The organism is Campylobacter sp. (assembly GCF_019423325.1).
Taxonomy (GTDB): Bacteria; Campylobacterota; Campylobacteria; order Campylobacterales; family Campylobacteraceae; genus Campylobacter_B.
In genome coordinates, this window is record NZ_JAHZBQ010000001.1 from 746,716 (window position 1) to 770,458 (window position 23,743).

Annotated in this window: 19 protein-coding genes; 1 reads left to right on the forward strand and 18 read right to left on the reverse strand. The window is 45.1% G+C overall.

What is annotated here, in order from left to right; genetic code table 11:
- Positions 1 to 57 precede the first annotated feature (57 nt).
- The gene (htpG, locus tag QZ367_RS03375) at positions 58 to 1,899 is read right to left on the reverse strand and encodes a molecular chaperone HtpG (RefSeq protein ID WP_291937352.1); all 1,842 of its coding nucleotides are present in this window, start codon (positions 1,897 to 1,899) and stop codon (positions 58 to 60) included.
- A 334-nt stretch (positions 1,900 to 2,233) separates the two neighbouring features.
- Here htpG and QZ367_RS03380 point away from each other — a divergent pair, with 334 nt between their 5' ends.
- Positions 2,234 to 3,145, forward strand: a complete 912-nt coding sequence (locus QZ367_RS03380; RefSeq protein WP_291937355.1) for a hypothetical protein — start codon at positions 2,234 to 2,236, stop codon at positions 3,143 to 3,145.
- Between the two features lie 228 nt (positions 3,146 to 3,373).
- On the opposite strand, the gene QZ367_RS03385 is transcribed toward QZ367_RS03380, so the two are convergent.
- From QZ367_RS03385 to QZ367_RS03465, 17 genes are all read right to left on the reverse strand, one after another.
- Complete coding sequence (locus QZ367_RS03385; RefSeq protein WP_291937358.1) at positions 3,374 to 4,387, reverse strand: UDP-N-acetylglucosamine--N-acetylmuramyl-(pentapeptide) pyrophosphoryl-undecaprenol N-acetylglucosamine transferase; 1,014 nt, start codon at positions 4,385 to 4,387, stop codon at positions 3,374 to 3,376.
- A gap of 136 nt (positions 4,388 to 4,523) precedes the next feature.
- The gene (locus QZ367_RS03390; protein WP_177389148.1) at positions 4,524 to 5,684 is read right to left on the reverse strand and encodes an FtsW/RodA/SpoVE family cell cycle protein; all 1,161 of its coding nucleotides are present in this window, start codon (positions 5,682 to 5,684) and stop codon (positions 4,524 to 4,526) included.
- 1,095 nt (positions 5,685 to 6,779) lie between these two features.
- Positions 6,780 to 9,011: a DNA translocase FtsK gene (locus tag QZ367_RS03395; RefSeq protein ID WP_291938137.1), complete on the reverse strand. Its 2,232-nt coding sequence runs from the start codon at positions 9,009 to 9,011 to the stop codon at positions 6,780 to 6,782.
- A gap of 159 nt (positions 9,012 to 9,170) precedes the next feature.
- Positions 9,171 to 10,415: a type II secretion system F family protein gene (locus tag QZ367_RS03400; protein WP_005870289.1), complete on the reverse strand. Its 1,245-nt coding sequence runs from the start codon at positions 10,413 to 10,415 to the stop codon at positions 9,171 to 9,173.
- The gene (locus QZ367_RS03405) at positions 10,412 to 12,160 is read right to left on the reverse strand and encodes a GspE/PulE family protein (protein ID WP_040303655.1); all 1,749 of its coding nucleotides are present in this window, start codon (positions 12,158 to 12,160) and stop codon (positions 10,412 to 10,414) included. The genes QZ367_RS03400 and QZ367_RS03405 overlap by 4 nt, the downstream gene beginning before the upstream one ends.
- A gap of 5 nt (positions 12,161 to 12,165) precedes the next feature.
- Complete coding sequence (locus QZ367_RS03410) at positions 12,166 to 12,705, reverse strand: hypothetical protein (protein WP_291937375.1); 540 nt, start codon at positions 12,703 to 12,705, stop codon at positions 12,166 to 12,168.
- Positions 12,702 to 13,709: a hypothetical protein gene (locus QZ367_RS03415; protein WP_291937378.1), complete on the reverse strand. Its 1,008-nt coding sequence runs from the start codon at positions 13,707 to 13,709 to the stop codon at positions 12,702 to 12,704. The genes QZ367_RS03410 and QZ367_RS03415 overlap by 4 nt, the downstream gene beginning before the upstream one ends.
- Positions 13,702 to 14,532, reverse strand: a complete 831-nt coding sequence (locus QZ367_RS03420; protein ID WP_005870282.1) for an ATP-binding protein — start codon at positions 14,530 to 14,532, stop codon at positions 13,702 to 13,704. Before QZ367_RS03420 ends, QZ367_RS03415 begins: the two co-directional genes overlap by 8 nt.
- Entirely contained in the window at positions 14,525 to 16,030 is a 1,506-nt protein-coding gene (mshL, locus tag QZ367_RS03425; RefSeq protein WP_291937384.1) for a pilus (MSHA type) biogenesis protein MshL, read from the reverse strand. The genes QZ367_RS03420 and mshL overlap by 8 nt, the downstream gene beginning before the upstream one ends.
- Positions 16,008 to 16,412 (reverse strand): hypothetical protein, encoded by a 405-nt coding sequence (locus QZ367_RS03430; RefSeq protein ID WP_291937386.1) that lies wholly within the window; start codon positions 16,410 to 16,412, stop codon positions 16,008 to 16,010. Before QZ367_RS03430 ends, mshL begins: the two co-directional genes overlap by 23 nt.
- A 23-nt stretch (positions 16,413 to 16,435) precedes the next feature.
- A complete protein-coding gene (locus QZ367_RS03435; RefSeq protein WP_291937389.1) occupies positions 16,436 to 16,972 on the reverse strand; it encodes a hypothetical protein in 537 nt (178 codons plus the stop codon).
- Positions 16,973 to 17,088: 116 nt separating this feature from the next.
- Positions 17,089 to 18,609: a hypothetical protein gene (locus QZ367_RS03440; protein WP_291937392.1), complete on the reverse strand. Its 1,521-nt coding sequence runs from the start codon at positions 18,607 to 18,609 to the stop codon at positions 17,089 to 17,091.
- Between the two features lie 62 nt (positions 18,610 to 18,671).
- On the reverse strand, positions 18,672 to 19,541 hold the full coding sequence (era, locus tag QZ367_RS03445; RefSeq protein WP_291937395.1) for a GTPase Era: 870 nt from the start codon (positions 19,539 to 19,541) through the stop codon (positions 18,672 to 18,674).
- 491 nt (positions 19,542 to 20,032) lie between these two features.
- Positions 20,033 to 21,352 carry an HslU--HslV peptidase ATPase subunit gene (gene hslU, locus QZ367_RS03450; protein ID WP_291937399.1) on the reverse strand — a complete coding sequence of 440 codons (1,320 nt, stop codon included), beginning with the start codon at positions 21,350 to 21,352 and terminating at the stop codon, positions 20,033 to 20,035.
- Positions 21,349 to 21,897 carry an ATP-dependent protease subunit HslV gene (hslV, locus tag QZ367_RS03455; protein WP_005870266.1) on the reverse strand — a complete coding sequence of 183 codons (549 nt, stop codon included), beginning with the start codon at positions 21,895 to 21,897 and terminating at the stop codon, positions 21,349 to 21,351. The genes hslU and hslV overlap by 4 nt, the downstream gene beginning before the upstream one ends.
- Complete coding sequence (rplI, locus tag QZ367_RS03460; RefSeq protein WP_291937405.1) at positions 21,890 to 22,333, reverse strand: 50S ribosomal protein L9; 444 nt, start codon at positions 22,331 to 22,333, stop codon at positions 21,890 to 21,892. Before rplI ends, hslV begins: the two co-directional genes overlap by 8 nt.
- 174 nt (positions 22,334 to 22,507) lie before the next feature.
- Positions 22,508 to 23,731, reverse strand: coding sequence for an argininosuccinate synthase (locus QZ367_RS03465; RefSeq protein WP_291937407.1), 1,224 nt, complete (start codon positions 23,729 to 23,731; stop codon positions 22,508 to 22,510).
- Between the last annotated feature and the right edge of the window lie 12 nt (positions 23,732 to 23,743).

Here is a 23,743-nt window from a genome sequence, read left to right on the forward strand (position 1 = left end):
CAACCTATGCAGCCGCGCAGAATTTAGGTAGCGATCGAAGCTCTAAATTTAGATAATCTATAGAGCCTTTGCGATTAGCTCGTTTACGTTTTTAATAAACTCGCTCGGATTTTCCAGCTCCTGCCCCTCGCTAAGGCGCGCCAGATCGTAAATTATCTCGGCTACTTGCGGCAGCATCAGTTTATCGGACTGCAGCTTTTTGATGATCTCGTGATCTGCGTTGATCTCCAAAATCGGCTTTATTGGCGGCATATTGCGGCCTCCCATCTGCTTAAGCAGCTGCTGTGTCGCAAAATCTGGATCGTTCTCGTCAAAAACAAGGCAGGAAAGCGAGCCGCTTAGACGCGATGAAATTTTAACGTCCTTGACGCGTTCGCCTAAAATTTCTTTGATCTTTGCGGCGATCTCTTTGGCTTGCGGCGTCGCGGTATCGTCGCTTGCAGCTTCTTGCTTGATCGAAGTCGCATTTTTAACCGGCGTCTTGTCAAACTCAAAAACGCCAGGCATCACGATCGTATCGATCTCATCGTCGCAGAGCAGCACCTCCGTGCCCTCGGTGTTAAATTTTTCGATCAGAGGCGAGCTTTTAAGCATCGCGGCGCTGTTTCCCGCGATATAATAGATCTCTTTTTGCTCCGCGCCCATTTTTTCCTTATACTCGCCAAGAGTGATGAGCCCCTCTCGCAGGTTTGATTTGAAAAGACAGAGCTTTAAAATTTCCTCTTTGTTTGCGCCGAAGCCGTAAAGCCCCTCTTTCAGAACCTTGCCGAATAATTCGTAAAATTTTATGTATTTTTCGCGATCGTTCTGCAAAAGCTTCTGCAGCTCGGATAGAATTTTTTTCACGCTCTGTTCGCGGACATAGGCTAGAATTCGGTTTTCTTGTAAAATTTCGCGGCTTACGTTTAGCGGCAGATCCTCGACGTCCATTATGCCGCGTACGAAGCGCAGGTAGCTAGGCAGCAGCTCTTTGGCGTCGTCGGTGATGAAAACGCGCTTGACGTAGAGCTTCACGCCGCTTTGATAATCGACGCGGTATAGATCGAAAGGCTCGCTGCTCGGCACGTAAAAAAGCGTCGTGTATTCGTGCGTGCCCTCGGCCTTAGTGTGGATGTAAAACAGCGGATCGCCGCTGTCGTGGCTGATCTGCTTGTAAAATTCATTGTAATCGCTTGGCTTTAGGCTGCTTTTTGGAAGCTGCCAAAGCGCGCTCGCGCGGTTGATCTGGACGTTTTTGATTTCGCTATGCCCCTGCTCGCCCTCTTTTTGCGCGGGTACGTATTCTTCTTTATCCATAAAGATCGGATATGGGATGTGGTTGGAGTATTTTTTGATAATGCCTTCGAGCCTGTAGCCGTCCAAAAACTCCTCATCTTTCATATGCAGGATTATCGTCGTGCCGAAGTCCTCTTTTTGCGCCTTTTCGATCGCGTAGTTGCTCGCGTCGCTGCTCCATTTATAGCCGTCCTGCGAGAGCGGCTTACGGCTGATCACCTCGATACGGTCTGCTACCATAAACGCCGAATAAAACCCGACGCCGAACTGCCCGATGAGGTTGCTGTCCTTCGCCGCATCGCCGCTAAGGCTCGCCATAAAGCCCTTCGTGCCGCTGCGCGCGATAGTGCCTAGATTGCTCTCGAGCTCAGCCTCGTCCATGCCGATGCCGTTGTCGCCGATGCTTAGCGTTTTGGCATCTTTGTCGATCTTTATATCGATGCGCGGCACATACGAAAGCGCCTTGTAATCGTCGTTCGTAAGGCTTAGATAGTTTAACTTATCCAGCGCGTCGCTTGCGTTTGAGATGAGCTCGCGCAGGAAAATTTCCTTGTTTGAATAAAGCGAATGGATCATCAAATTTAGCAGATCATTCACTTCGGTCTTAAATTTTTTCTTTGCCATTATGCGGTCCTTTTTGAAAATTTTGGCAGATTATATCATGGAGTGCTAATCTTGTCAAGAGTAGAATAAATAAACTTGATATGCATCCTATCAAGTTTTGTAAATTTATGCGCGTCCGAAGTATATAAAATTTAAACCTATCTGCAGATCATACCGGCGATAACCAATCCAAATTTTACGGCTCATTTACATTAAATTTGCGGATTTTTCTTGGTCATATTTTTTTGAAAAATTCAAAACAAGATGATATAATCCCCTTGATATTAATGCGATTTTTATGATAAAAACGGATGTTTAATTAAAACAAAATTTATCGAGCAAAAAAGGATCTCATTTGAATAACGAGGAAATCATACAACGCATAAATGAGCTGAGAGAAAAGCGTGGCAAAAATTTAAAAAGCCCAAGTGAAACTGTCTGCGAAACGGATGTTAATGCAGATATGGATACGGACGCTGCCGCAAATTTGACCGAAAAATCAGGCGCAGGTTCGGCAGTAAATTTAAGCCAAAAACCGAGCTCTAAGCCCTCCGTCGTTACTTTAATGGGTGAGCAATCAATCAAAGACGCAGATCTCCGCACTCCACGCAATAATCGATCTGCGCTGAAAATGCTCCCTCTCGTCATCGTATGTATAGTCGCGGTTTTTATAGCGATAAAAGCGCCTTTTCGCACAGAAATTTTGAACGAAACCCAAATTCCTATCAATCAAACAAACGAAGACGCAAACAAAAATCCTAAAGAAATTTCTATTCGCACCAAAGACGGCACTTTAAAAATGAAAAATCCCGTAAGATTTCGCGAAGATTGCGACGGCGGAGACGGCGATGCCTGTGCCGTGCTTTCGAGCCTTCTGCTACTAAATGGTGAAATTTCGCAAGAAGGCGCCAAAGATCTGCTTAAAAAAGGCTGCTACGAGCTTAACGGCGGCGAAAGCTGCACGAGACTCGCAGGCTACGAGGATAGAGATTCTCAAGAGGGCAGAAAACTGTACAAAAAAGCATGCAAGCTCGGCAACGGCGAAGGCTGCTTTATGTTCGGTTACGTCGCGTATTTTGACGACGATGACAAAGAAACGGGTGCGCGATACTTTGAGCGATCGTGTGAGTTACGATTTGCAGAGGCGTGCTATTTTTTAGTGGGAATTTATTCAAATGATCCGGCAAAATCGCAAAGATATCAGGCTCTGTTTGAAAAATATCAACAAGAAAACGACGATGCGATAATCAGCTTTAGGCGCAGATAATTTTGCGGCTCAATGCACTTTTGCGCATTGCGCTTGCGGGTTTAAATTTGCGCAAATCAAAAAGCGTCTTTCGTCTGCAAGCATACAGATTTCAAATTTTACTCAAACCGAAGCGCCGCGTTAAATTTACACAAACGCAGAAAGTCAAATTTAATCGGTTTAATAAATTTAAAGCCTAGCGCAGAGATCGCCTTAAATTTACGCGAGCTCATACTGTCCGGCGCGCTTTTAAATTTTACTCATCACGTCGTCGATTATTGCTTGCGCGCCGTTTCGATCAACAAGCTCAAGCAGTCCTTTGCTCGCTCGTGCCACATCAAAGCTCTCAATCAAGCCCAAAATCCGCTCGCCGCTTGCGTCCTCTTGACGTAAAATTTCGCAAAGTCCGCGCTCTTTAAGAAATTTCGCATTGTAAAACTGATGATCTGCCGCTGCGAACGGAAACGGCACAAATATCGCAGGCAGGCCGTTTGCACAGAGCTCCCACAGCGTACTGGCACCGCTGCGTCCGACGCAAAGATCGGCGCTTGCGATGAGCTCGTGCATGTTTTTACAAAAGCCCACGAGCTGTACATCTAGGCCCTGCTGCGCGTAGATCTGCGAGATGCGCTCAAACTCGCGCTCGCCGCACTGATGGATCACGCCGTAGCCGAGGCTCAAGAGCTTAGGTACAAGCTCCACGGCAAGCGAGTTGATAAAGCTCGCTCCCTGCGAACCGCCCAAAAAGATAACCCTCTTAAGCGCCGTGCGCGGCCGCGCCGTCTCGAAAAAAATATCCGCGATCGGATAAGCAAACGCGGGCTTTTCATAGGAGCTGTAAAACGCGCGCGCGAATGGCCTCAGCAGGCGATTGAGCCACCCGCAAACGGCGTTTTGCTCGTGGATAAAAAACGGCACGCGAGAAAGGATCGCCGCGATGGATGCGGGCGCCGAGCTGTATCCGCCCACGCTGATGAGCGCGCGGACGCCGTTTTGCTTTAAAATTTTACGCGCCGCAAGCGAGAGGCGCAGGATATTTAGCAGCGAGGCTAGCTTGGCAAAGCCCTTTTTATCGACGACGCCCGAGCTTTGCAGAAAATAGGTGCGCGCAAAAAGCTCGCTACCCTCAAACCACGCGCGATCCTGCCCGCGGTTTGAGCCGATGAAGATTGTTTCAATGCCCTGCTTCGCGAGGCGGGCGGCTAAATTTTTAGCGATTATCAGATGCCCGCCAGTGCCGCCGCCGCTGATTGCTATGACCATATTTTTCCTTTAAATTTATAAAATTTCGCCCCTAAATTTGAGCCTCGGTGCGCTTCGGCGTAGAATTTTAAGCGCGATTTGGCTCTAAATTTACGCCTAAATTTAAATCGCACTCGCTCCAAAGCCCGCAAAAGCCTTAAAATTTCGCCCTTTTCGACGCCATCAAAACGAGCCCCACCGCAAACGATGCCGCGAGCAGGTGGCTGCCGCCGTAGCTCAGAAACGGCACGGCGATGCCCTTTACCGGCGAGATCGACGTGATGCCGTAGGAATTGATAATGAACGAAAAGAAAAACATAAAGCCGATACCCAGGCAAAAGAGGAAATTTACGTTACTAGGCGACTTACTCGCTGTCTGAAAGATGCGAAAGAGCATCGCATAAAATAGCGCCACGATGAGCAAAATCCCGACGAACCCCCACTCCTCGGCAATGCCTGCGAGCACGAAGTCGGTATGCACCTCGCTCAGATAGCCTAGCTTAAAGCTCCCGAGCCCAAGTCCCTGCCCGAAAAACTCGCCGTTGTTTATCGCATTTAGCGAGTGTCCGACCTGATACGGCGCGCTAGCGTCCTCTATGCGCAGCCCGGCGGCTGTTTCGGGCGACATAAACGACAGCACGAAATCCTGCACGCCGCCCCACCACGAGCGCACGCGATCGACCCTGTGCGCGCTCGTGACGATAAAGACGTAGGCGAGCCCCAAAATCCCCATAAAGCTAAAACCGATGAGCTTGAAGCTCGTGCCCGCAAAAAGCGACATAAAAATCATCGTAAGCCCCAGCACTGCGACCTGCCCCAGATCGTTTTGCACGATGGCGACCAGGATCACCACAAAGCCGAAAAGCGCTACGTAAGGAAGCAGCGTCGCGATCTCGCGCCCGATGCTTTTTTTGGAGTGATCGAGCTTGCGCGAGAAGCTCCACGCCAAAAAGTAGATGAAGCCCACTTTGAAAAATTCCACCGGCGCGAGGTTAAAAAACGGCAGTCTGATCCAGCGCGCTGCGCCGTTTACGTCGGCGACCAGGGATTTGGGCAAAAAGCCCATCGCGAGCATCAAAATCCCCATTATCGCAAAAAGCGACATGCACACCGGCGTTAGGCATTTATCGGGATCGGCGCGCGAGACGATCCACATCACCGCGATGCACGCGATCCCTACCGCGCACTGACGATAAAAAAAATGCAGTGGCGTAGCACCCAGCAGAAGCACCGTATATGAGCTCAGCGACAGCGAAAATATCATGCCGATCGTAATGAGCGCGCAGGTGAAGTAATATAGCCATTTATCGGTTCTCAATCATCTCTCCGTTTTAAAATTTATTCGCATTTACGTGCGCCGTGCACGCTTCGTCTACCGCGCGAGGCTCAAACCTCGAATCACGCCCCTGCCGCACAGTGCAGATCGCGGCACCGCCTTTTAAAAAGCGTACGGCACGACCTCGTATTGTCTTTTGGCGCACAGCACGATCGTGCATCTTTGATGCATAGCGCGAATTATATTCTCGCACATAGGCAGCTTTGGCAGCGCACGCTGCGGATAGAGCGTCGCGAAGCACGTCCTGCGTCGCCTTGCAAGTACGCATTCTTCTTACACAAGGCGGCTTTCGGCATACGAAACGTAAATTTATACCGCACACGCCGTCTGCCGATAGACGCTGCGCGATTTAAAATTTGGGTCCGCGGCGGCAAATTTTAAAATTCAAAAGTCCAAAAACGGCGAAATTTTAAAATCAAAATTTGCGCCGCCCAGCGTCCCCGTATGCAGCAGTTTCGGATAAAATTTCGAATTTACGTCGATGATCGCCGCGATGTCTTGAATGAAATTTTATCCGCCGCAGACCGCCTATCGCTCACGTATCGGTAGCGCGACAAGCTCTAAATTCTGCGTCGCAGATGAAATTTAAATCCCGCCGAGCAATAAAATTTAAATCCCAAAACCCTTTCGCTCAAATTTTAAAATTTTAAATCCAGCGCTTTTTTCACTGCGCTTGCACTTTAAAATTTCACGCTGCAGTTGAAATGTAGTGCCAAGAGCACAGCGCTCAATTAAACCGCGCCTTAAATTTCAATACGTCTTAAAGCGGGCGCGCAGCAAACACAAGCTGCAAAACGCGCTGTTTGTACTGCGCTACATCCACCTTTAAAAGTGCCGCTGCACCGCAAAGAACTTTGACATATCCTCACATCCGTACAAACCGTCTGCCTTGCCATAGCCATAGAGATACAAGCGCGAGCTGCAGAACGCGCAAATTTTAAAATTTAAAATCCGCCATGAGATCAAAAAATTTTAAAATTCCACCGATGCAGACCGATCAAATTTCAAAAATTCCGACGCCGCAAAACCAATAAATTTCAAAATTTCGCCGCTTAAATTTTATCGAAATTTTAAAGCTTACTTGATTATGTCGCGCTGACCTTTGGCGTTGATCTCGCTTAAAACGCCCATCTGCTCGAGCTGCTCGATGATCGTCGCGGCGCGGTTGTACCCGATACGCAAGCGGCGCTGCAGATAGCTGATCGAGGTCTTCTCCTCCTCCAAGACTATCGTTTTCGCCTCATCATAAAGCTCGTCAAGCACGATATTTTGCGGATTGATTATGCCGCCTTCTTGCTTGGCGCCCTCGTTTTCGATCAAAAATCGCTCGTCATAAACGACGCTTTCTTGCGCCTTTAAAAATTCCGCGATCTTGTTGATCTCATTCTCGGTCGTAAACGGCGCGTGCAGGCGGATGAGTCCCGGCGCGGTAGGCGGCGTAAAGAGCATATCGCCCCGCCCAAGCAAGCTGTCCGCGCCCATCTGATCCAAAATCACCTTGCTATCGACCTTTGAGCCCACGCGGAAGCTGATACGGCTAGGCAGATTCGCCTTTATCAGCCCCGTGACGACGTCCACGCTAGGGCGCTGCGTCGCTACGATGAGATGGATGCCGCTAGCGCGCGCCATCTGCGCCAAACGCGCGATGTAATGCTCTACGTCCTTGCCGCTCGTCATCATCAGATCCGCGAGCTCATCGATGATAACGACGATGTAAGGCAAAATTTCGCCCCCCTCGCGCAGCATCTTTTCGTTGTAGTTGTCGATGTTTTTCGTCCTGTTTTGCGCCATGAGCGAGTAGCGCTGCTCCATCTCCGCAACGAGATTGCTTAGCGCAATGATTGCCTGCTTAGGCTGCGTGATGACGGGCGTTAGCAGGTGCGGGATGTCGTTGTAGATGCTAAACTCGAGCATCTTCGGATCGATCATTATAAGGCGCAGGCTCTTGGGCGAGTTGCGATACAAAAGGCTAAGCAACATGGCGTTGATGCCCACGCTCTTGCCGCTTCCCGTAGTGCCTGCGATAAGAAGGTGCGGCAGCTTCTTAAGATCGGTGACGAAAGGCTGCCCCACGATGTCCTTACCAAGCACGATGGTAAGCGGACTGGAGGCGCTTTTAAACACGTCGCTTTCTAAAATTTCGCGCAGATAGATCGTATCGATATTTTGATTCGGTATCTCGATGCCCACGACGTCTTTGCCCGGAACCGGCGCCTGGATGCGGATGGTCTGCGCCCTAAGAGCCATCGCCAGATCGTCTTGCAGCGTTAGAATTTTACTTACCTTGATGTGCGCGGCGGGGCGAAACTCAAATGTCGTAACGACCGGGCCCGAGTATGTCCGCACCACGTCGCCGTCGATCTTAAATTTACGCAACTTATCGAGCAGGTCGTAAATTTTACGATCGATCTCGCTCTCGTCGATATTGCTTTTCTTTTTCGGCGGCAGGTTTAAAAAATCAAGCGGCGGCAGCTTAAAATCCTTGGGCTTAGCCACCCTGCCCTTATCGAGCTGATCCAAAAGTCTTTTATTTTCGGCGACTTCGCTTAGGCGCTCGACCCTTTTTAGCCTGCTCGGCTTTCCCTTTTGCGGCATTTTAAGCTCGCGTTCAGCGGAAGCCTGCGGACCCTGCGCGTCACCAAAATTCTGCTCATTCTCGGGCTCGCGAGCATCGTTTAAATTTTGAAAATTTTGCCCGCTTTCAAAACCGCGCCCGCTTGCGCCCTGCTCCGCAAAATTACCCTGTTTCACCGAATCGTCCTCTGCGCTCAAAGCGTTAAAATTTTCCGTACCTCTCAAGCCCTGCGCAGACGAATACCTTGCAAGCCCACCCCTTTGCGCCGCATCCGCATCGCTAGCAAAATCATCCCCAATTTCATCCTGCAAGCTTTCATCTCTTGAGCCAATAAAGCAGTTTTTGATAATGTCGGTAAAACGGTCTTCAAATATGAGCACTAGCGAAAGCACAAAAATCGTAATATTAAAAATCCACACGCCGACGCTTCCGATCATTCGCCTAAGCCCGTCCACCGCGAAGCTACCGACTGCTCCGCCGCTAGCGCCAAAGAGACTCGACTGCACCATCAAAATGGTAAAAAACAGCAAAATCGCGCCAATGCTAAACTCAAAAAATCTAAAGTCAAAACCGCGAAAATGCTTATAGGCTACGTATGCTAAGGCGAGCAAAAATAGCGGATAGATGTATGCAAAATAGCCGAATAGCTGGGTATTAAATGAGCGAATGGCGTTGCCTGCGCTGCCTACAAGCGCGGAATCGGGCGCAATAGTAGCAAGCCCAAAAAATATTATGATAGCCGATACGACGATAAAATATACTTCTTTAACTATGATTGATCCTTAAATTTAAAGCGGTATTTTAGCCAAACGAAGGTTAAAATTTTATTTGAAGGATGAAATTTTAATGCTTTGATAAAATTCCGCGCCCTCACAGGCGCGGAATTAAAGGGGTTAGTTTTTGACGGCTTTGCCCAGATCCCACATAGGCATAAAGATACCAAGAGCCAAAAGAAGAACCATGCCCGCCATAAAAAATAGCATGATCGGCTCGACGTAGCTTGAGATATTATCGATGATATCATCAAATTTCTCTTTATAATAATCCGTGACGTTGCCGAGCATCTTATCGAGGTTACCGGCCTGCTCGCCCGCACTGATCATCTGAATAAGCATACTCTCATAAAGCCCTGTATTGTTAAACGCCTCTGTTAGGCTCACGCCTTGCTGCACGGCGATTTTAACGGTAGAGAGCTTTTCTTTTAAAGTATGATTATCCACCATTAAAACAGATGTATCCAGCGCATCAGCGATAGGAATACCCGCTCGCACGAGCTCTGTAAAAATAAGCATAAATCGCGACATAGTCGAGAAAAATATGATCTTGCCGAATAGATAGACCTTTAAAATCGTCTTGTCAAAGCCTTTTTTAAATTCAGGGTTATTGCGATATGCCCATCTAAGAGCTATGATAGTGCCTATGATGCCCGCTAAAACAAAAATTCCATAATTATTAAGCGTGCTTTCGATGCCAAGTAGAATTCTAGTAGGTAGTGGCAAATCCGCGCCTAAATCCTCAAAAATCTCACGGAATTTCGGCACGACATACATCATCAAAACCGAAAATGCAATCGCCATAACGATCATAAGGATCATCGGATAACGCATCGCCTTTTTAAATTTACGCTGGTTTTCCCAAAGCTCTTGAAGCATAGCGGCAAGCTTGGCTAGAGACTCCGCCATATTACCGGTAGCTTCGCCCAGACTTACCATCGCAACGACGACATCGCCGAGCTGGCCTCTAAATTTCTCCGTAGATTCGGTCAAGCTAAGACCCGCGTTAAGATCATCGTTCATAGCGCTAAAAATCTCTTTTAGCGTCTTATCCTCTGCCGCCCTTGCGACCTCTTTGATCGAGTCGTGGATTGAAATTCCCGCATTTGTCATAACCGAAAGCTGACGGATCGACGCCACTAACGGCAGTGTTCTAACTCTTCCGCTACCACCTAGCATGCGCGAAACCTGCGCCTTAAAATCGCCGCCCGTATTGGCTACGACCTGGGTTTCACCTCTTTTTACGATCGTCCCGCCTACGCGCTGCTTCATGAGATTGTTTGCTTGCACCTTATCGCTAGCTTGCAAAAACATCTTTCTTCTTGCGCCCTTTGCGTTGTATTCAACTTCTAATTGCTTTTTCATTGTTTAGCCACCCTATAAATTTCTTCTATACTAGTTACTCCGCGCGCAGCACGTATAACACCGTCTTCAAACATATCTATAAATCCCTCCTCCTTCGCTAAGGCTCTCATATCGTCCTTTGAGCCGCCGTTAGCGATCAAGCTCTGCATTTTATCGGTAATAGGTAAAATTTCACTAATCATCTCACGCCCCATGTAGCCCGTTTGACCGCATTGATCACAACCTACAGCCTTAAAAAACGTGTATTTTTCAGGCAAAAATTCCTTCAGCTGATCAAGCATCGATTTAGGCAGATTCGTAGGCTGCTTGCAGTGCGGGCAAAGCTTTCGCACGAGACGCTGTGCCTCTACTGCAATGAGCGCACCGCTTATGAGATAGGCCTCTATACCCATATCCACTATTCGCGGGATCGCGCTAACGGCGTCGTTGGTGTGTAGGGTCGAGAAAACCAAGTGTCCCGTAAGAGCAGCCTGGATCGCGATCCTAAGGGTCTCTTGATCACGGATCTCACCGATCATTATGATGTCGGGGTCTTGTCTTAAGATCGAGCGCAATGCTGAAGCGAAGGTAAGACCCGCTTTTTCGTTAACTTGGACTTGTTGGATTAAATTTACTTGATACTCGACTGGATCTTCTACGGTAATAACCTTAGTGTCGATATTTTTAATATCGTTTAGCGCCGCATATAGCGTCGTAGACTTACCGCTTCCCGTAGGTCCGGTAACCAAGATAATACCATATGGAGCCTTCATAGCGTTATTAAATTTCTTAAAGCTATCAGGGTGCATACCTAGCTTTTCCAGGCTGATGATAACCTTGGATTTATCTAGGATACGCATAACGGTAGATTCGCCATTGATAATAGGCAGCGTCGAGATACGAAAGTCGTATTCGCGACCTGAAATTTTCATACTAAACCTGCCGTCTTGCGGCTTGCGACGCTCGGCGATATCCATATTTGAAAGTAGCTTCAATCGGCTTACTAGCGGTGGATAGATATCCTTATCAAAGATAAAAATTTCAGCGAGCATTCCGTCGATTCTGGTACGCACGACGCAGTTATTCTCGGTCGGCTCGATGTGAATATCGCTACCGCGCATCTTAATAGACTGGCTGATTATCATCTCAATGAGCTTCAAAATCGCCGAGGTATCATCGCTACTTCCGCTACCGCCAGTGTTGGCGAGCTCTTTGCGGATCTCTGCTACGAGCCCCTTAATACTCTCTGAAAGCTCAAGCTTAGATAGATATTTATTTACTTGATTTGGATCGGCTACTACGATTTTAAGCAGCTGTTTACTAAACATAGCCTGCGCTTTATCTTGCGACTCAAGATTAAACGGATCAGAAAAAGCAACGTAAATATTCAGATCATCCGCTTTAACCGGTATCACGCCGTATCTTTTAAGCTGTGCGGTAGGAGTGCGTTCCGATAGCCTAAAGTCTATGTCAATATCGTCTAAATTCATATACGACAGATTCATCTTTTTAGCTAGAATTTGCAAAAATTCCTTCGGATCCATCGAAAATTTTTCGCTTATATCGTCAAATTCTATCTGACGACGCTTGTATAACTCAACTAAAATCGAGCAAAAATCATCCTGGCTTAGATAGTTATCTCCGACTAAAACCTCGCCTAGCGTCAAGCCAATATCCATCTTATCTTTAATTTCCGGAACAACGGTGCTAGTAAGGATATTGTTTCTTATTAAAATCGCAACAATCTGCTCTTCAATCTTCGTCATCGCAATCACCAATAAATTTTAATCGAGCTAAGTTTATCGCCAGCATAAATTGCAATTACCATCTTTTTTACCCCTTCCTCTTCTTTGATAAAAAGCTCGGCACGCTCGCCGTTTTCTAGGGTAAAGACATACGTATCACTCTTTTTTACGTATGCTCTCTCCGTAAATTTATCAAAAATTTCAGACAAAATATAATTTATCTTAGGCGTGCGTATATAGCTAATATCCACGCCGTCGCAAAGCGCCAAATAAAGCATCTTTTTTTGAAAAATTATAGTCGAATAAAGAGAAGCATTCTCGCGAGCCTCTTTCGTCTTATAAAGCATCACCGTAGGCACTACAAGCTCGTTTACTTTGTCCATCTTCAGACACGCCTTGGCATACATATTTGCAAGTGCCTCGCTCTGCTCCTCGATGAATAAATTTCGCACGCTTTCTTGGCAGATACGGTTATACTGACCGATCTGATCCCAGTTGCGCACGTCATCGGCGCTAACTGCAAATAACGACGCGATCGCAAAAGCTAAAATATATAAAATTTTCATAGTTTGTCGCTTCTTATCTTTGAAATGAGGTTAGAAATTTCACTATTTTTCGCCTTTGCGTTAAAGGTCTCAAGAGCGTAAAGCGCGTCTTCCTTACGACCCTTTTTATAATTGGCTTTAGCAAAAATTATCCAGCTGGCGACGTTGTCCTTATCAAGCTCATTTGACGTAAGAGCCCATTTGATCGCATTGTCGTAGTCTTTCTTATTATACGCTTCTTCGGCTAGCGATAGCGAATACTCAATCTTATTCGTCGCGTAAAATTTGCTCTCCAAGCTCTGCTTATCTTCGCTTAAATTTGAAGTTTTTATCTCAATCCTGGAACTTAGCGGAGCGCTACTTGCGGTATTTGTAGAACCTCCAGAGAAATTTGATTTAGGTGGCAATGGAGCACGCCCAAAATCTATAACCTCGTTTTTAGGCGGCTGATTTGCAAAAGCTGCGTTATTGGTATTAGGCACATTAAATGTAGGAGCATTCTGATTGCCAAAATTCTGATTGCCAAAATTTTGACCGCCGAAATTTTGCGCCTGAGCCTGCCCGCCATAGTTTCCGCCATTTTCGTAATTATTGGTTATCTTAAACCCACCGGAATCCTCGCTGGATAGCACACCCACATCGTTTAAATTTAAACTTGGGCGTTCCTTTTCGTGTTTAGAGGTGCGGGCAACTTTCGGCGCACTGATATTATAATCCTCTTTGGAGATATTATTTTGCACTGCAAGATCTGCCGCCTGCTGCTCGGCATCATTAGTAGAATTTACAGCACCACCTTTGTCCTCAATATTTTGATTGATACTTGCCATACTGACGCTATCACTGTCTTTAAGCAGCCAGAATATCGCTCCGATCGCAACTGAGATCAAAATCAAAAGTCCCAAAATCGTCTTGTCAAATCTCAATACGAAATTCGGCTTAGATTTCAGGAAAGAAAACTGCTTTCTGTTTTTGTTATACTCTTCCCATTTTTTTTCAAGTTCGTTTACTTCGTAAAATTCAAGCATTTATTATCCCCGAGCCTATCGCTGCCATCTCTATGATTTTATTATTAATCTGCGAAAAACTAATTTCCGTAGGTTTATTTACTTCGTAATACTCAAAAAGCTCATACATCTTATACATAAGCTTGTTGATGTTTCTCATATTGCCGTCCGTTAAATTTAAAATCAAATCGAAATTATCGTCGCTAAACATAAAATAGTATTGTTGAAAGCCATGAAGCACAAGCTTTTTTTCAATATACAGCTTGACTTCGCCTAAATTTGAATTAGGAAGCTCAATGCTCTCCCAAATTCTAGTTTTAAAATAATCCTTCGCGAGGCGATCTTCCTCATCCGTCTTATGTACCGTAAATAAAAATTTAAACAATCTAGTATCTGCCATAAGACGAATTTTTTCTATTAAATTCCCAGGATACAGCTGAGCCTCATCAAGCAAAATAACGACCTGCTCTACCGCTCCTACGTTAGTAGAAATTCCAAATCTCTCTCTGTAAACCCGCATAAAATTCTCGTAATTATCTATCGGTTCACTCGGCGTAGAGTGAAATATCTGAGAATAAAGCTCTAAGAAAAATTCTTTCTCATCAAAAAACGGCTGCGGCACAAATACAACTCTTACCTTTTTTTCAAGATCGACCTTGATCTTATTAAGCAAAAATGTCTTGCCGCAACCCGGTTTGCCGTAAAAAAGTATAAGTTTTAACGGCTTTTGCAAAGCATTTAAAATTTTATGATAAGCAAGGGTTGATTTATCGAGATTAACGAAGTCCGAGACTTCGTTATCCTCGATAAAAATCTCCTTGATCGCCGTATAATTATTACTCATTTTCGTAGATGGATTTTGAGTAACCTAGCTCTTTAAGAGAGGTAGCAAGCGGCGCGCCGGTATTGTCGATGATATGTGGAGTTACTACGAAGATTAACTCCGACGTTCGCAAAACATCAGCAGTGCTTTTGAAAAGATTTCCGATTAATGGAATTTCAGCTAGCACAGGCACCCTAGTGTTATCTTTCGACTTAGTTGCACCAATTAAACCACCTAAAATTACAGTATCTCCATCATCTACCCAAACTACGCTTGAGAGTTTCTTTTGCAAGGTATCAGGTGCAATCTCTCTTCTATTATTTGTTCTTACATTGTCCTCTGCGTATTTAAGAGAGCTTAAAGATGGATTAATTCGTAGCATAATCCTATTATCATCTGAAATTTCAGGCAAGATATTCAAAAGAATACCTACAAATATCGAATACTGATCGTCTGACTGAGTACTACCACCCTGATAATCACCCGTATTAGTGGATTTTAATACGTAGTTAATGGTATCACCTACGGAGATAATAGCAGGCTGATTATTCATCGTAGTTACTTTAGGGCTTGAAATAACCTTAGTTTTACCTTTAGTCTCTAGAAAGTTAATCAAACCGTCGATATTGAAATTTAGATTAGCTCCTATCGTCCAAGTTCCGTGAGTATCGCTAGCCTTTCCTCTATTGCCGTTATCTATATGATATCCTGAAAGCTTAGTCGGATCTCCGCCTACATAGGTATTAAATCCTAGTTGGAATTTACTCCAATCAATACCGGTAGTGTATTCGTTATTTAGCTCGACAGATATGATATTTACGTCTAGCAAGACTTGACGACTAAGGCGTTTTTGCATACCACTTAGATATCTATCGACGCGAGCTATCTGAGACTTCATAGCAGTAACGGTTACTAAACCGGCATTTTGATTTATAATAGGAGCGACTGCGACGTATTTTTCGGTACCGTTATTTAGAACAGAGGTGATTTCCTCACTAATCTTCTCCCAAAAATCAAATTTTTCTTTGGTAGTGATCTTATTATCTTCTTTATTTTCTTTATCGTCGCTATCATCCACTTTCGTAGGTGCGGAATCGACAGAAGATTTAGTAACAGCAGTACCTTCTCTAATAGAAGTGATGTAATCCACCTTAAAAGTCCTAGTCTCTAGCGCCGAAATTTTTAATATACCATGAGAATACTCATAGCTTAGATTATTCTCTTTTATGAGTAGATCTAAAACTTCGCGTAAAGAAAGGTCTTTGATGCTTACGCCTTGCAGCGGCTTGCTCATTTCCTCTTGAGCGATAGCATCTTTTGCTACCACCGAAAAGCGGCACATATCGGATAGCTGAGTTAGCATCTCGTTTAGCGTAACGGTATCGTTAATCTTAATATTTAGCGCTTTCCTATCGCAGTTACCTGCAGTTGCGGGAGCGGCATATAGACTAGTAGCCGTAACAGACAAAGCAAGCATAGCGGCTATGCTAAGCTTTTTACTTATATGTAATAATGACATTTTGACTTCCTTGTTTTAGTGTTAGTTCGACTTTATTTTCATCGTCGTTGGTAATAATAACGCTATTACCCGTTATTTGCACGATCTTATATGAGCCTACATACTCGCCCAAACCATACCACTTATCGTTTAGCTTAACCTTATCGCCCATAATACCTACTAGCTGATAACCTAGATCCACCTGCTGATTAGCTTCTCTAGGCGCATTGGCTTCTTTAGGATAGAACGGATCTTGCAAAGAAGCTATCTGCTCATCGCTAAGACCCACTCTAGGCTTACTAAGATCATCAAATATCGCATCGTATTTAGCTTTATAGGCTCCATTACTAGGCGCCACCGTCTGATTATTATCTACAGCAAATAGAGCAGTAGAAAGTAGCAAAGAGCATAAAATTAACTTTTTCATTAGTAATTTACTCCCCAGATAGATATACCGATACTTCCACCGATTTTGCCGTTTTTAGTGGCATTGATATCCATCTTATTTACATCTACGATCATCTCCGATTGTTCTATAAGGTTGATATACCTAAGGACGTTCGAAAATGCTCCTTCAAATTTCACATCTATATCCAGCAAAGCCTCAGGCTGAAAAATTTGTTTGATGCTAGGCTCTCTTCTATCGCTGTGAATAGCGTAAATTTTAATATTGTTATTCTCTGCGATCGTTGAGAGGCTATCCATAAATGTAGCCCAGTTCTTTTCATTATAGGTAAGCTTTGAAATTTCTTTTAGCTTGCCGTCTAGATACCCACGCTCATCATTGATATTTTTAAGGTTGGTCTTAGCACCATTGAGGATATTGCGTTTATTATTAACAAAAGCCTCAGGATCACCGCCAAAAAACTCGTTATACTCTCTTTGTGCGCCTTCAAGCTTCGTCGTGGCAGTACTTAGGTTTGTTTCGCTCTCCTCTAAATATGGATCCGCATAGTTACTCAAAATAAAGTAAGCTACCACACCCACAAACAACAAAGCTATGTAAAAATAGTTATTTGCACTATTTCCCTTGGAGGCAAACCATTGATCAAGTTGATCTAATGAACTTTTCTTTTTCATTATTTAACCTCCACACTGATGTTGCTATCGTAAAAGACGGTTTTATTACCCTCTTGTAGCGCGATTGTTTTAGTATCCACGCCATACACCTCTTTTTTACTGATATCCTCTAAAAGCTCGGTCATCTGCTTATCGTTTTTGGTGCGCACTTGAACAGTTAGAGTCCTATTCTCATCACCGATCCTAACCATATTGCCCTTATTTTTAACGACCATATTGGTTAGCTCAAAAATAGAAACACCCTTCATAGCGTAATTATTTTTCTTATCTAAGATAGCATTAATTAGTTTGCGCCTGTCATTAAGCTCCTTACCACTCTTAGCAGCCTGGGCATTTACCTCTTTAGTTTCTTTATCCAAACGCGCACTTTCGGCTCTAGCAGGAACCATCTGATCTTCTAATCCCTGATATTCGCTAGTTTTATCATTAGCTACCATATTATTATAATATCCGTAGCCGAAGTTATACGCAGGATACGCAGCGCCAAGTAGGCAGCCTAGCAACATATAGCCTATCAGCTTGCCGGTTGATCTTTGAGTCAAAGGCGGAGGTCTCATAAACGGCGAGTAGTTGTGATCGTCGTCTTTAGTAACCAAATAATCTTGACCCACCAAGAACATTAAAATATCTAGCTGAGTGAGCGGATAATCTTTCGCGTTGATTGCAACGTTAAAATTAAAATCTTTGTATCTTAGCTTTAGATTATTTTCTACAAAAACCTCGATCGCAGGAATTTTACCGATATCCGTTCCGATATAAACGTTTTGAATATTGACGTTGTAAATTTTACTAATACCGTTCAACACGTCGTTGATGTAGTAAAACATATCGTCAAAAATTTGGATCATATAATCACGATCGGTCGGATTTTCTAAATTTACTCCCTGTTTGGAGAGCAATCTATAAAAGCTCTCTTCATCGACTCTGCTACCGACTAGCTCGACATATTTTTCATGCAAGAATTTTAGGTTATATCTTACTTGACGAGATTGAAAATATTCGCCGTTTTGATACACTACCAAAAATGCATCGTCGCGCTGTAAGTAGATAAAGCAGTCGATCCCGTCGCGAGTTAGGACACCTCTATTATACAAGCCCTCGTATAAAAACGGAGCCATAGCCACATAGTCGATGTAGTTCGTCCTAGCGGCGATCGCATCGAATTCTGAAGTGAGTTTGGCATTATCTACGACAAAGACATTGAAAATTCTATCGTCGCCGCCAGCGCCTATTACCTCACTATAAGTGATTTTGTAATCCAAAGCGGTGTCAAGCCCCAGCTCCTCATACACCTTAACGACGATCGCATCTAAAAGATCCGCGTCCTCTACCGATCTGCTTATCTCGACCGTCGCAGTCATTATATCCTTATACGGAATATATGAGACGTAAGTTTCCTTCGCACGATTCGCTTTTGAGAAGTCGTGCTCGAAAACTTCATTCTCACTTAGACCGAATATGGTTTGCGTGACTTTGTTAATCGCAACAATCGAACTAGCATTTTTACTATTCTTTGCCATAACACTCCACTTCCAAATGAAATTTTCTACGTTGCTAATACTAATAGAAATAAAATAAAATGTCAATAGATAAAATCGGTTTTCACCATAAATTCGTCATTTTTCCAGCTTTTTTTTACAAAAACTGTTAATTTTAAGTAAATTTTGACCTTAGAAAAATTTGAAATTAACTTTTTGGCTCGAATTCCGATCCGCTTTATTGCCTCGCCGTTTTTGCCGATCAACATCTCTTTGTGTGAATTGCTGTCCGTTATGATCCGCGCATATACCGAGATTAGACTGGGTTTTTCCACTATTTTTTCCATCACGACGTCGCTGCAATACGGGATCTCGTCGCTCATACTCTCAAAGATCGCTTCAAGTATGAAGTCGCGATAAATTTCACGCTCATTGGTCGCGCTTAAAATTTCAGGATCATAAAAGTACTCGTGCTCGGGTAAAATTTTACAAATTTCGTCCAAAACCTGCTTTTTATAGACCTTTTTTTTGATGCTAACGGGGATTATAGCTTCGAATTTATCGGTAAATTTTTGATATTGCAGCAGCTTTTGCACGATCTTTTCGTCATTTGCTTCGTCAATTTTAGTTAAAATCACAATGTGTTTGGTGCTAGGATTTAAATTTAAAAATTTCTCGTATTCCGCGGTATCGTCGTGCACGGGCACCAAAAACAACACCAAATCGCAGCCCTCAATCGCCCCGAGCGCCACTTCGACCATCAGCTTATTCATCAGCTTGGCGCTTTCGTGCAGCCCCGGCGTGTCCGTGAAAATCACCTGATCTGCGCCGTTCATCGCGATGCCGTTAATCTTGCGGCGCGTGGCATTGATCTTGTGTGAGACGAGCGAAATTTTCTCGCCGCAGAGATAGTTTAACAGCGAGCTCTTGCCCGCATTCGTCCGCCCGATGAGCGTTACAAATCCGCTTTTCATATTTTCCTTAAATTTATAAATTTATCTTGCGACCGCAACACTAAGCTCTTGCAGGTAAATTCTAAAAACTCGTTTTGCGCAGGCCGGCTCCGCACGAGCGTCGGAATTTTAAAATTCCAACGCCGTATAAGCAAGTGAAATTTTAAAATTTCAAGCTGCACGGTAGCGCTGAATTTCGCTTGCCATAGCGCAGAATTTTATCTATTTCAAATTCTGCGCGCCATAAATTTTGCGGCTTCATAAACTAGCAACAAAATTTTAAATTTCATCCCACGACTACATTATATATAGCCTATACCGCGCAGAATTCAATCATTCTTGAAATTTTACAGACTTAAAATTTTAAAGCATCGTCAAATTTAAAAAGATAAAATTTCTGCGCATTTTAAAATTACACTAAATGTTATACCTAAAATTCTAGCGCTTTGTAAATTTAAAAACCGCAAAATTCCGCGACTCTGTAGAATTCTAAAAGTAGCTACCGTGCCACCTTATAAAATGTATTTCGCCAGATCCTCGTCGCTTGCGATGTCTGCGAGCTTTTCGCTTACGAGCTTTTCATCCACGACGATCTTTTGCCCTTTAAACTTATCCGCCTCAAAGCTGACATCCTCAAGCACCTTTTCCATTATCGTATGCAGCCTTCTAGCGCCGATGTCTTCGACTTTTTCGTTCGTGCTTGCCGCAAATTTCGCGATCGCTTTAACCCCGTCCTCGCTAAATTCCAGCTCCACGCCCTCGGTCTTTAAAAGCGCCGAGTACTGCTTAAGAAGCGAATTTTTTGGCTTGGTTAAAATTTCACACAGCGCCGCCTCGTCTAGGCTGTCAAGCTCGACGCGAAGCGGGAAGCGCCCCTGAAGCTCGGGTATGAGATCGCTAGGCTTGCTGATATGAAAGGCGCCCGCGGCGATAAAAAGGATGTGATCGGTGTCGATATTGCCGAATTTCGTGCTTACGCTGCTGCCCTCCACGATCGGAAGCAGATCGCGCTGCACCCCCTCTTTGCTCGGATCCTGCCTGCCGCTATTTCCGCTTGAGACAGCCACCTTATCGATCTCGTCGATAAAGATAATGCCCTCGTTTTGCGCGCGCCTAACGGCTTCGGCCTTGATGCTCTCCATATCCAAGACCTTCTCGCTAGCCTCGCTTTTAAGGGCAACTTTGGCATCTTTGACCTTCATCTCTTTTTTGCTTTTGCGCGTCGAAATTCCGATTACTTTGATGAAGCTTTCCTGCATATTCGCCATCTCGGGCGGCAAATTCGGATTTGATTCGAGCGCGTTTTCGCTTACTTCAATCTCTATACTAAGATCGTCCAGATCGCCGCGATCGAGCTTGGTCGCCATCTTTTCGTAGCTTTTTTCGTAATCTGCGACCTTCTCCTCGCTCGCTCCGCGCGGAAGCGGCGGAAGGACTTTTTCTAAAATTTTACGCTTGATGTAATCATCGATCTTGTCTTTGTTCTTTTCAAATTCCTCGCCGCGTACTAAATTTACCGACGCGGCGGCCAGATCTCGCACCATGCTCTCCACGTCGCGCCCCACGAAGCCTACTTCAGTATATTTGCTCGCCTCGACCTTGATAAAAGGAAGTCCGAACATCTTCGAAAGCCTGCGCGCGATCTCGGTCTTACCCACGCCGGTAGATCCGATCATCAGGATGTTTTTGGGCATCACCTCGTTTTTCATCTCATCTTCGAGCGCCATTCTACGGTAACGATTTCGCAAAGCCACCGCTATCGTGCGTTTGGCGCTATTTTGTCCGATTATATATTCATCTAATTTCTCTACAATCTGCTTTGGCGTCATCATCTCTTTTCGTCCCAAATTGCGTATGTTTTGATGTTTTCGTTCGTGTAAATGCAAATCTCGCCCGCGATTTTAAGGCTTTGCTTTACGAGCTCCTCTTCGTCTAGGCTAGCAAATTTATCTAAAGCTCGCGCCGCGCTAAGAGCGTAATTTCCGCCGCTTCCGATCGCCGCGATCTTGCCGTCGTCCGGCTCTACCACGTCGCCCGTGCCGCTAAGCAAAAAGATATTTTTGCGGTCCAGCACCAGCATCATCGCTTCGAGCTTTCGCAGATACTTATCCTTGCGCCACTGCTTGCTAAATTCTATCACAGCCCTTAAAAGATCGCCCTTTGCGCCATCTAAGCACTTCTCAAACATATCAAAAAGATTAAACGCATCGGCAGTGCTGCCCGCAAAGCCCGCCAAGACGTTGCCCTCTTTACCGATCTTTCGAATTTTAGTCGCATTGCCTTTTAAGACGGTGTTTCCGAACGTAACCTGCCCGTCGCCGCCGATGACGGAGCCCTTCGCGCCTTTGTAGGCTAAAATGGTAGTCGCTTCAAACACTAGCCACCTCTATCTCAAATTTAGCGCTTATACCGTGCTTTAGCTTGGCATTTACGTCGTAGATCCCGGTCGTTTTGATGGCTTTGGTCTCTAAAATTTTCTTATCGATTTCGATCCCTTTTTGCTCTTTTAGCGCGGTTGCGATCTCATCTTTGGTCACCGAGCCGAAAAGCGCGCCGCTCTCGCCCGTTTGCTTTTCGATTTTTACGCGAATCTTAGCTAGCTCCTCGGCTAATTTTTGTAAGCTTGCAACCTCATATTTTTCTAGCTCGGCTTGCTTTTTCTTATCCGCTTCAAATTTACGCAAAACCTCAGTCGTAGCGGCTTTGGCGTAACCTTTGCCGATTAGGAAGTTATTACCGTAGCCGTCCTTGACTTCCTTTACCTCGCCCGCCTTTCCGAGCCCCTTAACGTCTTTTATTAGTAATACTTTCATCCATTATCCTTTTAAATTTAGCTTTAAATTTATAAAATTTTATAAGCGGCGCGGGCGGATCTGAAATTTAGTGAAATTTCATGAAACCTGCCCGCAGCCGCTCGCTACTTTTTCGATAAATTTTAAAATTTCGTTTTGCGAAATTTGCCTGCACGCCCTGCGGCAAAATTTCAGCTAAAGCTTGCGTCCGTTCTTGCCTGCAATGATAAATCTTAGCGCGCTTAGCTTGATAAATCCGTCGCCGTCCTTTTGATTGAAAACCTTGTCCTCTTCAAACGTCACAAAATCGGTATTAAACAAGCTATCGCTCTTGCTTTCCCTGCCTAGCACGGTCACGTTGCCCTTATAAAGCTCGAGTTTAACCTTACCGTTTACGTGCTCTTGGGATTTGTTTATCAGCTCTTGAAGCAGCAAGCGCTCCGGGCTGAACCAAAAGCCGTTGTAGATAAGCTCGGCGTAGCGCGGCATCAGATCGTCTTTTAGATGCGCCGCGCCGCGATCCAGCGTGATGCTCTCGATCGCGCGGTGAGCCTTTAGCATAATCGTGCCGCCCGGAGTTTCGTAGCAGCCGCGACTCTTCATGCCGACGTAGCGATTTTCTACTAGATCGAGCCTGCCGATGCCGTTTTTAGCGCCAAGCTCGTTAAGTGCTGCCAGCATCTCGTGCGGCTTAAGCGCCTTGCCGTTTAGCTTTACGGGATCGCCGTGTTTGTATTCGATCTCGATGATCTCGCTCTTATCGGGTGCATTTTTAGGGCTCACGGTCCATCGCCACATATCCTCCTCGGGCGCATGAGCGGGATCTTCTAGCACCAAGCCCTCGTAGGAGATATGAAGGATATTAGCATCCATTGAATACGGCGATTTGCCTGGCTTTGAAGCGATGTCGATGCCGTTTTTCTTAGCATAGGCAAGCAATTTCTCGCGAGAGTTTAGATCCCACAACCTCCACGGCGCAATCACCTTAATATCGGGATTTAGCGCGTATGCGCCAAGCTCGAAGCGGACTTGGTCGTTACCCTTACCGGTCGCACCGTGGCTTATGGCGTCCGCACCGGTTTTTTTAGCGATTTCGACTAGCTTTTTAGCGATCAACGGGCGCGCGATCGATGTGCCTAAAAGATACTCGCCCTCATAGACGGCATTTGCGCGAAACATCGGGAACACGTAATCGCGCACGAATTCCTCGCGCAGATCCTCTACGAAGATATTTTCCTTTTTGATGCCTAGCTTCACAGCTTTGTTTTTGATCGGCTCTAAATCCTCGTTCTGACCGATATCTGCGGTGAAAGTCACCACATCGCAGCCGTAAGTATCGCCGAGCCACTTTAAAATAATACTAGTATCAAGTCCTCCGGAATACGCCAAAACGACCTTTTTTACATCTTTTTTTGCCATCTCAAATCCTTT